Source organism: Motilimonas thetidivivens (assembly GCF_046452435.1).
In the GTDB taxonomy this organism is placed as follows: domain Bacteria; phylum Pseudomonadota; class Gammaproteobacteria; order Enterobacterales; family CBDFNC01; genus Motilimonas.
Genome location: NZ_JBKFDK010000003.1, coordinates 195,352 through 207,847, shown reverse-complemented (window position 1 = coordinate 207,847; position 12,496 = coordinate 195,352). Strand labels below are relative to the sequence as shown.

10 protein-coding genes are annotated in these 12,496 nt (G+C 45.7%); 4 read left to right on the top strand and 6 right to left on the bottom strand.

Annotated features, from left to right (window positions below; all coding sequences use genetic code 11):
• The first annotated feature begins 43 nt into the window (after positions 1-43).
• A complete protein-coding gene (locus tag ACK8OT_RS04180) occupies positions 44-1,369 on the top strand; it encodes a glycoside hydrolase family 18 protein (protein WP_410195252.1) in 1,326 nt (441 codons plus the stop codon).
• A 71-nt stretch (positions 1,370-1,440) separates the two neighbouring features.
• Here the strand turns inward: ACK8OT_RS04180 and purT are convergent, their stop codons facing one another.
• The 5 genes from purT to ACK8OT_RS04155 all read right to left on the bottom strand — a co-directional run bounded on the left by purT (position 1,441) and on the right by ACK8OT_RS04155 (position 5,531).
• A complete protein-coding gene (purT, locus tag ACK8OT_RS04175; RefSeq protein WP_410195251.1) occupies positions 1,441-2,619 on the bottom strand; it encodes a formate-dependent phosphoribosylglycinamide formyltransferase in 1,179 nt (392 codons plus the stop codon).
• 62 nt (positions 2,620-2,681) lie between these two features.
• On the bottom strand, positions 2,682-3,551 hold the full coding sequence (gene cdd / locus ACK8OT_RS04170; RefSeq protein WP_410195250.1) for a cytidine deaminase: 870 nt from the start codon (positions 3,549-3,551) through the stop codon (positions 2,682-2,684).
• 19 nt (positions 3,552-3,570) lie between these two features.
• Complete coding sequence (locus tag ACK8OT_RS04165) at positions 3,571-4,257, bottom strand: LrgB family protein (RefSeq protein WP_410195249.1); 687 nt, start codon at positions 4,255-4,257, stop codon at positions 3,571-3,573.
• Between the two features lies 1 nt (position 4,258).
• Positions 4,259-4,606: a CidA/LrgA family protein gene (locus ACK8OT_RS04160; protein ID WP_410195248.1), complete on the bottom strand. Its 348-nt coding sequence runs from the start codon at positions 4,604-4,606 to the stop codon at positions 4,259-4,261.
• Positions 4,607-4,958: 352 nt separating this feature from the next.
• On the bottom strand, positions 4,959-5,531 hold the full coding sequence (locus tag ACK8OT_RS04155) for a hypothetical protein (RefSeq protein ID WP_410195247.1): 573 nt from the start codon (positions 5,529-5,531) through the stop codon (positions 4,959-4,961).
• A 176-nt stretch (positions 5,532-5,707) separates the two neighbouring features.
• Between ACK8OT_RS04155 and ACK8OT_RS04150 the strand changes: the two genes are divergently transcribed.
• Entirely contained in the window at positions 5,708-6,160 is a 453-nt protein-coding gene (locus tag ACK8OT_RS04150) for a hypothetical protein (protein ID WP_410195246.1), read from the top strand.
• Positions 6,161-6,198: 38 nt separating this feature from the next.
• Here ACK8OT_RS04150 and sbcB read toward each other — a convergent pair whose 3' ends face one another.
• On the bottom strand, positions 6,199-7,626 hold the full coding sequence (gene sbcB, locus ACK8OT_RS04145; protein ID WP_410195245.1) for an exodeoxyribonuclease I: 1,428 nt from the start codon (positions 7,624-7,626) through the stop codon (positions 6,199-6,201).
• Between the two features lie 158 nt (positions 7,627-7,784).
• Here sbcB and ACK8OT_RS04140 point away from each other — a divergent pair, with 158 nt between their 5' ends.
• On the top strand, positions 7,785-8,201 hold the full coding sequence (locus ACK8OT_RS04140; RefSeq protein WP_410195244.1) for a CBS domain-containing protein: 417 nt from the start codon (positions 7,785-7,787) through the stop codon (positions 8,199-8,201).
• A gap of 125 nt (positions 8,202-8,326) precedes the next feature.
• Positions 8,327-12,211, top strand: coding sequence for an ATP-dependent RNA helicase HrpA (gene hrpA / locus ACK8OT_RS04135; protein ID WP_410195243.1), 3,885 nt, complete (start codon positions 8,327-8,329; stop codon positions 12,209-12,211).
• The last annotated feature ends 285 nt before the right edge of the window (positions 12,212-12,496 follow it).

The window sequence follows — 12,496 nt, the reverse complement described above, 5'->3', positions numbered from 1 at the left end:
GTGTGATCGACTGGGTTGAGTTCACCGCGGTGAGCTGAGTATCATGAGCGCCATTTTATTTAACAAGTCGAGCATAATGGCCATTCAAATCACCTATTTCCCAATGTGGCAGCGCCAGTTGAATTGGCATAAACCCGCCCACAGTAAACTGGCTAATGTACCCAATTATATTACCCATATTATTTTGTCGTTTGTTTCGCCTCAGCTTAGCTATGATGGCGATTTAACGGCCAAGATCAGCGACGTTTTTTTTGAAGGTGAAGATCAGGCTCTTGATCAACTTAGCCACGCTAGCTCGCCGACGCTAAAGCAACTTAAGTCTTGCTTGGCATTAACCCATGGTCAAACCGTAATGATATCGGTAGGGGGTGAGATTGGCGGCGAATTTGAAGGCACCCAGTTTGACAACATTGCCCGCTTGGTTGCTGATTTGGATTTAGACGGCGTTGACATTGACTATGAGCCCGCAGGCTTGATGACAGCGACCCCCGCGCAAATTGCCCGCTATCAGGAGATTATTGTTGGCTTTCGCCACGCTCTGGATAAGCAAAGTGAGCACACAGGTAAACACTATTTTCTCAGCTGCGCGCCCACCGCGGTTGGCTTATTGGGTGGCGAAGATGCTTACCATGCTATGGGCATTACCGAGCCTAAACTGACGCGATTTGATGCCAGTTACTTGGGGCAATTGGCCGACAATTGCGGTGACATTATTAATCAACTTGCCAACTTGATTGACGAGCCAGAGCGTGAACAAGAGTGTGCGATTGGCGAGTTAGGCCAAGCATCAACTTATCGCCAAGCGGGTTTATGCCATGTTGGCACCGTAGCAAGCGCTTATGATTTCCCGTCTACAGGTAAAATGGTTGAAGTGTTGCTTGGCAATAATCCAATCAAAGCCAGTCAAGAGCGCTATCCCTGTATTGGCAATATGCTTGATTTAGTGATTTATCAGGCATACAACATGGGCACCGCCAATGTGTTAGCGCGCATTTTATGTTACGAAGCTCACCGCTGTGTGTCTGAGTATTTAGCCCAGCTGAGTGAAACCGCCTCTGGGTTTGCTATCGGCCATGGCTGTCATGTGGGTAAAGAGGCTTGGCCGCAGTTTGCTTATACGCCTAAGCGACTCAGTTATTTGTACGGTTACATTGCCGAGTTTGGTCGCGTTCAAGATGGCGCGAGCTTTTGGAGCTATTCAAGTCCCTGCAGTGATGATTCGTTTTATGTGCCTGACTATCCACAGTCACAAGATAAGGAATTTAGCCAAACCGGTGATGTGTTTTTGCACACGGCAAAGGTGCTTGGGCTGATTGGTGAAGAGCGAGCAGATAGCGAAATCGAAGCAGAGCAAGTCGATTTAGTTTAAGGGTTACGCATCAAGGGTAAAGTAAAAAGGAGGCAACTTGCCTCCTTTTTTAACCCTTATACGCTAAGGCATTAGATAACGATTTTGACATGACTAGAAACAGATTTTGCCATCGCGACGGCAATCTCGGTATCTTGGCCGCGACACAAAGCCACACCTAGGCGGCGTGAGCCGGCTATTTCAGGTTTACCAAACAGGCGAATTTGTGAGCCAGGGATCCGCGCTAAGGCCTCACCGACTAAGTCATAGCGAATGTTATTGGAAAAGCCTTCACCCATGATAACGCTTGAAGCGGAAGGACCAAACTGTCTGATTTTACAGATTGGCAAACCAAGGATTGCGCGTACGTGCAACGCAAATTCCGACAAATCTTGAGAAATTAAGGTCACCATGCCGGTGTCGTGTGGGCGAGGTGATACTTCACTAAAGAACACATCGTCGCCTTTAATGAACAGCTCTACGCCAAATAAACCGTAACCACCTAAATTCTCAACAACTTTTGCAGCCATGGCTTGCGCTTTTTCAAGTAGATCGTCTTCCATTTTTTGTGGCTGCCATGATTCACGGTAATCGCCGTCTTCTTGGCGATGACCTATGGGGGCACAGAAATGGATGCCATCGACGGCACGAACAGTCAGTAGGGTGATTTCATATTCAAATGGGACAAAGCCTTCAACGATGACCTTACCTTTACCCGCGCGGCCACCTTCTTGGGCATAAGTCCAAGCGATGTCGATATCGAACGACTCACGGATCACACTTTGGCCTTTACCTGAGCTACTCATGACAGGTTTTACCACACAAGGCATGCCAATTTCAGCGACAGCGCGGTCAAAATCGGCTTTGTTGTCGACAAATTGGTAAGGTGAGGTTGGGATACCAAGCTCTTCAGCGGCCAAGCGGCGAATACCTTCACGATCCATGGTAAGCGCCGTGGCGCGAGCTGTGGGCACCACATTGTAGCCTTTGTCTTCAAGCTCAATCAGTTTTGAGGTCGCAATGGCTTCAATTTCAGGGATGATATAGTCAGGTTTTTCCTGCTCGATAATTTGCTCTATGCTAGCACCGTCAAGCATATCAACCGTGTAAGAGCGGTGAGCAACTTGCATTGCAGGGGCATTTTCATAGCGGTCAAGGGCAATCACTTCGATGCCAAAGCGCTGTAATTCAATCGCCACTTCTTTACCTAATTCGCCCGAGCCCAGTAATAATGCCCGAGTGGCATTGGTGCAGTTTGCGGTTCCTATCATATTGAAATATCCCTTAATGTCAGTGTGTTTATGATATTTGGTCTAGCTTACTTATTGTAGTTTTAATTTAGTTTGATAACGGTCAGTTCAAGTTGATTAAACTGCTTAAGTAGCATTTCATATTGTTGTGTCATGTCGATTTTTTGTTCATCCCGATGGGCGAGCACCGCTGCCTTGATATCGGTTGGGCTAAAGCCAGCAAAACGCAGTTGTGAAAGGGCCGATTGCAGTGCGGGCAAGCTAGGGTTATAAGCTGCGTTTTCCGCGTAACGCCCAATAAACCATTGGCCATTCACGGTTTGCAATCCCAAGCTATGATAATAGCCGGTGTAAGGTGCATAACTGAGATTGGCTTGCGCTATGATGGCTTGGTATGGCTGGTCTTGAGTAGTGGTATTGAAGTGCTGTTTTTGCTGCTCAAATAGCGCATAAGGATTGCCTAAATCTTGCGGACCAAAGCTGTCAGGCAGTAACTGTGGGAAAGATTGCGAGCCATGGTTTAACACCTGCACCGTTAAGCTATCTTGTCCGGCTACTTCACGAATAAACTGACGGCAGTGACCACATGGGCTGGCATTGACATAAAGTTGCTTGATCCCCGTTTCATTGGCCAGCCAAGCGTTATTGATTGCGGCTTGTTCGGCATGAACACTTTGCCCCAGAGGTTGATTGGCAAATTCTAAGTTTGCGCCGATATATGCGGCACCGCTGTTACCGATAACAAACGCGCCGACGTTAAAATTGGATACCGGAGTGATTGCAAAACTTGCCGCAAATGATAGTAGCGAAGGCATTTGCTCGGATGTAAATTGCGCCATGATCGACGCTGGTATTTGCCCTGTAAACGGCTGCTCGGCAAAAGTTTGCTTGAGCTTAGCTTGGATAGATTCAGGAAGTTGGGTTAGGGCTTTATCATAAATAGATGCGTTCATTGTCTCTTCCTTCAATAAGTTAAGTCAAAAATAGCATATAAAGTGAAAAAATGATTGGCGCAAGTAAGGCCATTAACACGGCGCATAAGATTAACGCCAAGGATGAATACGCGCCGTGACGCTCGCTATGTTCAATGGCGCGTGCGGTGCCTAAGGCGTGTGCCGCGCAGCCCATGGCCAATCCTTGTGCGTGATGATCGTTTACCCCCACCAAGCGCAGCCAAGGTAAACCAAATGCGGCGCCTAATATGCCCACAACAATCACCACCGCCGCCGTTAATGCTGGAATACCGCCCAAACTCTGGGTAATACTCATGGCAACCGGTGTGGTAACCGACTGCGGAGCCAGCGAGGCTATCACTGCTAAATCTGCGCCGAAAGCCCAAGCAAGGGGAATAACGATAAGCAATGAGGCACTCACGCCCACCGTGCAGGCCAGTAAAATAGGGCCCAGTTGCTTTTTGATCTGCGCGGCTTGCAAATACAAGGGCACCGCCAGTGCAACTACTGCAGGCTCAAGCAGCCAAGTTAGCGGATAAGCGCCCTGAGCGTATTCTTGATAAGGTAAGTCAAAGGTGATGTGCAATACAATTAAGCTCACCATCGATAATAGCACGGGGTTAAAACAGGGCCATGCCCACTTGCTATAGAGTTTTCTAAAGCCAAAATAAACCACAATGGTAAGAGGAAGCGCCAGCCAAAACATATTATTTCACCTGATTGAATCGTTGAAATAAGTGACCAACAAGGGTCATGACGGCAAAGGTTCCGATCAAGATACAGGCAACGATACTAGGCCATTGGCCTTGGATTAATTCGAGGTAATTGACCAGACCTACGCCAATAGGGATAAACAATAGCGCCATGTAAGTCAGTATCGGGTCGGCCACGGGTTTAACCCAATCGAGTTTCACTAAGCCAACCTGAAAGCTGATAAACAGCAAGATCAGACCTAAAATACTGGCTGGAAAGCCAAATGGCAGTAAGGTAGCAATGGCTTTACCAGCCAGTAAATATAGCCAGATGATCAAGGCAGCTCGAAGCAATAGCAACATAGTCTTACTATAAAAAGAGATTAGCGCGCTATTGTAATTCAGAACTAGCGAATTTTCGAGTCATCAGCTCAATGTCTACAAGATCACTCTAGGGTCTGTTGATCTTTGGGGGTTGAATTTTGTTCGAGATAGAAGCGTTTTGAACAAGGCGAGCAGTGTGCAGCTTAGCATTCTAAGTAAATACTGCTCAACGACGGGCAAAACGCTTGTAGCCGAATCCGTAGGAAAGCGTTTGTTGGTCATTTCTACTGCGTTAGAGACTTTTCGCGTACTTCACTATGCCACAAAGCAACTGTATTGTATAAATGAACAACAAATTGCTTCAAAAACAAGCACAAAAGATCAACAGACCCTAATACTTCATCTCAAAACCAAGGCTAAACTGACTATCGCCATAACCAGGAATTTGACCTGTGCTATACAGGGTGCGAAGTTTGACGTTTCGATCGACGTCAAAACTAAGGCCTACACCCACGGCGAGATCATTCTTATCTTGGTTGATTTGGCTGCTGTTTTGTTGAAAATCATGGAGGGTCAGGGTGTCTGACATTTGGCTATAAGCGATGCTGTTTTCATCATAAAGTTGGCCAAAAACTTCTAAGTTGACGGTTTTATCCTTGGATGAAACCAGGGGTAACGCAAGTACATCGTAATAGCTGCTTTGATGAAACGTGGATCTTGCCAAATCAGTATCAAAGGTGGTTTGTTGATAAATTTTGGCAAAAGTACCCTTCATTTTTTTATAGGTTTCGGCGGGTAGACTGGTTAGGTAAGTACTTGTGGTAACAAAAGGGTTGGCAACTTGCGATTCATTTTCTTTTGCGTTAACCCCATTTGAATAAGGCAGTGTTGTTAGTAGCACTAACATGGCCGCTGAGCTTATGTATGATGCACGCATTGTAATGAATGAACTGACTTTACACATGGTCGACTCCTTATACCACAATCGGAGTATACAAACTTGCTGGTCTAAGAAAATCGACTTAGGGCGATTTTTTGAGCAGGATCGGCTAATCACTGAACTTATGATTAAAACTTGAGATCTACATGATTCTATTGCTCGATCTTTAAGTTTGTATGAATCAATTAAAGGTATCTGTTATGTTTTTACCTAGTACTTGGCTAGACCAAAAAACCTTGCGCCAAGTGTTCGTTGTTCGTCCCTTTAAGTGCATACAAGGTATATGCCAGTATGTATTTTTGGCGCTATCTTTATTGGTGGTGGGGTGCCAGCAGCAGTCTGATGGCCTTGCTAAGGCAAATTTTGATATTAGAGCCTTGGACTCACAAGGTTTGGATGGGGGCGTTGCCCTTGATTTTGAATTTTGCCTCGCAAATCAAGACGCGTTAATAGATGAGGTGAATCAGCTCTATCCTAAATTACAAATAATGGCGTCCAGCCGGGGGCGGATTGGTTGTGATGTGAGCCCCAAGGGTGACGGGGCACAGATTTTGGTGATTGGCAACACGGCGGTTGAAAATTACCGCACGCATTTTATTAACTTGGCTGCCCATCCCAGTATAGTGCGCATTGAGCGCACTTATTGGGAGTAACCAATGGGCTTGGATTAACCTCAGTCATGAATATGACCTTAGCGCTCACTAACAAATTGGTGCAGCGCCTTGAGTATTTTGCATTTCGCTTCATTGTTTTGATGCTCCATGTAGAGCGCTTCTAACTCGGTAATGAATTTACTGCCGTGTTGGTCAAAGTAAGCTTTGCAGTGATGCTGCCAACGTATTAGTTCATTTTCATCAAGTGTTTGTGGGAAGTTGCGTGCACGATAGCGAAACAGCATCTCAGGCAAACGCTTATCTTCGAAATTAAATTCCATACTAGCAAGGCGGCTGGGCTCACTGTCACGAATGATGCTAAATAGGGATTTATCACTTTGACTGAAAAATCCACCACTGTATAGCTGGGTTTCAGGATCACTTAATGGCTCAAATTGGCGTTCAAGACGATAAACATCAACCAGTTTTTGTTTTAACTCAGGATGCTCAAGTAACAGATTAAGGGATTGGCGGCATTGTTGGCGATTAATGCCAAGCTCATCGGCGCGTTGCTCAGTTAAGGTTTTGGCCGTGGCCACCACAGGGCACTTATTGGTATGGATAAGCTTTAATGGTGGACGTTTAATGCCCTCGGGTAAATCAGCTTGCTTGGTGTAAAGGTACTCAGCTATTTGCGCTGACGTTAAGGTTAACAACTGACTGATGTCTTGGGTTAAATCTAACGCAATCACGGCGTTCTTATTACTTGGGTGCCAATCGATCACCGCGATGTATGAGGCGCAGCCTTGCAGGGCAGGGAACATCCCAGAAACATGGACCAGTGGCGCTTGCTTAACAATAGCTTGATTGATTATCTCCGCGACGCGTTTCTTATCCCGCAATTTAAACAAGTAATCATACAGTTTAGGTTGGGCTTGCTTGATAAGTTTGGCCATGGCAATTGTTGCACGAACATCGGAAACGGCGTCATGGGCATTGGCATGGCTAATGTTGTTGGCTTGGGTTAGTAATTCGAGACGAAACGAAGGCGTGCCCGTTTCTTCATCGATGACCCATTCGATACCCTCAGGTCGCAGCGCATAGCAGGCGCGCACCATATCCAGAATATCCCAGCGGGAATTGCCATTTTTCCATTCACGCTCATAGGGGTCGAAAAAATTACGATACAAACAAAAGCGCGTCACTTCATCATCAAAACGTATATTGTTGTACCCCACGACACAGGTGTTTTCCTGCATCATTTGGGTATGAATTTGTTTGATGAAGGTTGCTTCGTTGACCCCTTTTGCCATCGCCCGTTGTGGTGTGATTCCTGTGATTAAACAGGCCATCGGGCTGGGCAAATAATCACTGGGGGGCTGACAAAAAATCTCAATGGGATCGGCAATTTCATTAAGATCTAAATCGGTGCGAATGGCCGCAAATTGAGATGGGCGATCGGTCGCCGGATTTAAGCCAAACGATTCATAATCATGCCAAAGCAGTGAAGGGGTGGGTTGTAACATGCCGTTCCATCAATAATTAGGTTTATCGGCCATAATACCTGATGATGAGCTCGTGTCATAACCTGACTCAATATTTGTTATCAAAAATACTATTCACGCTTCCACAATGACGATTTAGAGCTACCCTTAACAATATAGGCAGTAAAGGGAGTGCCCAGATGGAAGAAATAACCATAGCTAGTTATATCAATCGGCGTCCAGTCACCTTTCATCGTACTGAGACTGTAGCCCATGCGGTAGAAAAATTAATGCGAGCAAACCAAATTGGCGGGCCTGTATTAGATGAACAAAAGCAAGTGATAGGTTGGATTTCAGAGCAAGATTGTTTGAAAAAGATGATTGAATCCAGCTATCACTGTGAAAGTGCGGCCTTAGTGGAAGACATGATGCGAACCGATGTGTTATCGCTGCCACTCAATGCCAGTATTTTGGATGTGGGACAACAAATGTTGTTACCTAAACCTAAAGCCTATCCGGTTGTGGATGAAGGGCGATTAGTTGGGGTAATTGCTCGCCATGATGTGATAAAAGCGGTTTATCAACACCTTAAGTCATGTTATGTGAAAACCGCATAAACCGAATTGGTCATTAAATGAAGGGTCAACATGTTGACCCTTGGTATTTTCGATCACCCGTATGTATTTATCAAATATGTGATATCTGCTAGCATCTGCGCCCTACATTGTATGAGGGTCACGTTTTGTCAGACGCAGTAATCGCACTTAAGCAACGCATTTCACTTTGTCTTAAAAAAGATCAATTTCGTTTTCTACGCCGGATTGAGGGTGCGCTAAAAAAAGGCGCCAATAAGAGCACTGAAAATATCTTAGCCAAAATTGGTCAAGAGATTGAAAAGTCGATTGCTATTCGCCAATGGCGTGCTGACCATTTACCTAAAGTAACTTACCCAGAAAGCTTACCCGTTACGCAAAAGCGTGAAGATATCGCCAATGCCATTCGCGATAACCAAGTGGTGATCATTGCCGGTGAAACAGGCTCAGGTAAAACCACCCAAATCCCCAAGATTTGTTTAGAGTTAGGCCGCGGTGTGGATGGTTTAATCGGCCATACGCAGCCTAGACGTCTGGCCGCGCGCAGTGTTGCTAGCCGGATTGCCGAAGAGTTGGACAGTGAATTAGGCCAAACCGTGGGCTATCGGGTGCGTTTTACCGACCAGCTCAGCGATGAATCCTATATTAAATTGATGACCGACGGTATTTTACTGGCTGAAATTCAATCGGACCGCTTTTTAAATCAGTACGACACCATCATTATCGATGAGGCCCACGAGCGCAGCTTAAACATTGACTTTATCTTGGGTTATTTGAAGCGTTTATTGCCTAAGCGTCCAGATCTAAAGGTAATTATTACTTCCGCGACGATTGATCCCGACCGCTTTGCTAAGCATTTTAATGATGCTCCCATCATTGAAGTATCGGGGCGTACCTTTCCGGTCGAAATCCGTTATCGCCCACTTGAAGAAACTGACAGTAGCGATCAAATTGACGGCATTATTAGTGCGGTTGAGGAGCTGGGCCGTGAAAGTAACGGTGATATCTTAGTATTTTTAAATGGTGAGCGTGAAATTCGCGATACCGCCGATGCGCTGCAAAAGCGTGATTTTCGCCATACCGAAATATTGCCGTTATTTGCCCGCTTAAGTGCTGTCGAGCAAAACCGGATTTTCGCGCCACATCGCGGACGACGCATTATTTTGTCCACCAACGTGGCTGAAACCTCACTGACAGTGCCGGGCATTAAATATGTTATCGATCCCGGTACCGCGCGCATCAGTCGTTATAGCTATCGTACTAAGGTGCAACGGTTACCGATTGAAGACATTTCACAAGCCAGTGCCAATCAACGCAGTGGCCGCTGTGGTCGTGTCAGTGAAGGTATTTGTATTCGCTTATACAGCGAAGATGACTATAACGGCCGCAGTGAGTTTACCGATCCTGAAATTTTGCGTACCAACCTTGCTTCGGTTATTTTGCAAATGCTGGCACTGGGCTTTGGTGAAATTCAAAAGTTTCCGTTTTTACAAGCGCCCGATGCGCGCAACATTAATGACGGCATGAAACTGTTAGAAGAGCTCGGGGCGGTGGATTTAACCCAGCGTGATCCGCGTAAGCGTTTAACTAAAATTGGTGAGCAATTAGCTAAATTACCGGTTGACCCAAGGCTGGCGCGAATGATCTTGGCCGCACAGGACTTTAATTGTGTCAATGAGGTGATGGTTATTTCGGCTGCGCTAAGCATTCAAGACCCACGCGAGCGGCCATTGGATAAACAGCAAGCATCCGATGAAATGCATCGCCGTTTTCACGATAAAGATTCTGATTTTTTAACCTTTTTGAATCTTTGGCAATACATCAAAGAGCAGCAAAAGGCGCTTTCAGGTAGCCAGTTTTCAAAAATGTGTAAGAAAGAATATCTGGCCTATATGCGAGTGCGTGAATGGCAAGATATTTACACTCAGATCCGCCAAGTGATCAAAGAGTTGGGCATTGGCATAAACTCTACGCCTGCCGATTATGATGCTATTCACTGTTCACTGGTGTCAGGCATGCTTTCCCATGTGGGCTTTAAAGATAAAGAGCAAGAATATCTGGGTGCCCGCAACAGTAAGTTTTATCTGTTCCCCGGCTCAGGTTTATACAAAAAGCAGCCAAAATGGTTGATGGTGGCCGAGTTAGTTGAAACCTCTAAACTGTTTGGTCGCATCGGTGCACGCATCAAACCGGAATGGCTTGAGCTTCTTGCCCAGCACTTAATTAAACGTAGCTATAGCGAGCCTCATTGGTCGAAGAAGAGTAATGCGGTGATGGCGCTGGAAAAGCAAAGCTTGTATGGCATTCCAGTGGTGCTTAATCGTAAAGTGCTCTATTCGGACATCGATCCTAAGGTGTGTCGTGAGCTGTTTATTCGCAGCGCTCTCGTTGAAGGGGAGTTTGATACCAAGTTTGCGTTTTTTAAACAAAACCAATCCCTGCGCCAAATTATCGAAGAGCTAGAGCATAAATCACGGCGTCGCGATATCTTGGTTGACGATCAAGTCCTGTTTGATTTTTACGACCAAAAGCTGCCAGAAGAGATTGTCTCGGGTGAACATTTTAATACTTGGTGGCGTAAGCAAAGTAAGCGCTTGCCGGAATATTTAAACTTCGAGCGTGAGCAAATGATGGCTCACGACGCTGAGCATGTGACCGGTAATGCCTATCCAGATTTTTGGCAACAAGGCAGCTTTAAGTTAAAGCTCGACTATCATTTTGAGCCGGGCGCAATAGACGATGGCATCACGGTGAATGTTCCCTTAGCCATCATAAACCAACTTGAAGACACGGGGTTTGACTGGCTGATCCCTGCATTGCGTGAAGAGCTGGTGGTGAGTTTGATTAAATCTCTGCCGAAATCGTTGCGTCGTAACTTTGTGCCTGCGCCAAATTACGCCAGTGCCGCATTAGCAAATATGTCACCCGAAGACGGCAGTTTAATTGACAGCTTAGCCAAACAATTGCTGCGCATGACAGGGGTTAGGGTGGAGCATGACCAATGGGATCTGCAAACCTTGCCTGAGCACCTACGAATGAAGTTTAAAGTGCTCAATAAAAACGGCAAGGTGTTAGCCCAAGGTAAGGTATTAAGCGAGCTGCAAGTTCAATTGCAGGGCGAGGTACAACAAGCGCTGTCCACCGTGGCGGATAAAGGCATAGAAAAAACCGGCATCGTTGAGTGGGACTTTGGTGAATTACAGCAAGAGTTCGTTAAAGATCACGGTGGCTATGAAGTTAAAGCCTTTCCTGCGCTGGTGGATAAACGTAGTAGTGTGGCGATTGAGTTATTTGATAGCCCAGCAAGAGCAGAGCTTGCGAATCGCCAAGGTATGCGTAGGCTGATGTTACTCAACGTGCCATCGCCGATTAAGTATTTGCAAAAGTCTCTGCCCAATAAGGCAAAATTGGCGCTGTATTTTACCCCATTTGGCCAAGTTAAAGACTTGATTGATGATTGTATCGCCGCTGCGGTTGATGTCTTGCTTGCTCAGCATGCTTTACCCAGCAACCAAAATGAGTTTGACCAAGCTCGGGATCATGTAAGGGCTAATTTAGACCAACAAACATTAGCGATTGCCAATGTGGTTGAGCGAATTTTAACCTGTGCCAATGGTGTTAACAAAAAGTTAAAAGGCAAGGTCGGCTTAGACATGATCATGGCGCACGGTGATATTAAGTCGCAGCTGCAAGGTTTGGTATATAAAGGCTTTGTATCTGACATAGGGTTTAGCAAGTTACCCGATGTTGAACGGTATCTGAAAGCATTAGAGCGCCGCTTAGAAAAACTGCCAGTGGATCCGATTCGCGACCGTCAGCACACCCTAGAAATGGAAGGCTTATTGAGTCAATATCAGGCCATTTTGACCAAGCTACCTAAGGGTCAAGCCTTGCCTGAACAAGTGATTGAACTACGCTGGCTATTGGAAGAATTGCGGGTATCTTTATTCGCTCAGCAGCTGGGCACTGCGGTGCCGGTGTCAGTCAAAAGGGTGAAAAACTTGATTGCCGAGATAAACAACAGCCTACGCTAAGTGGTTCCTGGGTCGGCGAGGTAGTTATTAGACTTTAGTCTATGGATTATAAGTTGCTGATATGTAAAATTTATTTTTTATTGCGTGAATATTAATTCACATTTAGTGAACGTATATGTAAAATGTAATGGTTTTTTTACGGCTAAACGCTAACTTTGAGTGGCTTTTAGACGGCTAAAACGGTAGGATAGCTGCGAAAAAAGCCCACCTGATGAGCTTTTTTCAAAATAATAACAACATATAAGAAAGTGATGTAAATCCCATCCTTATTAAACTGCAGCACTT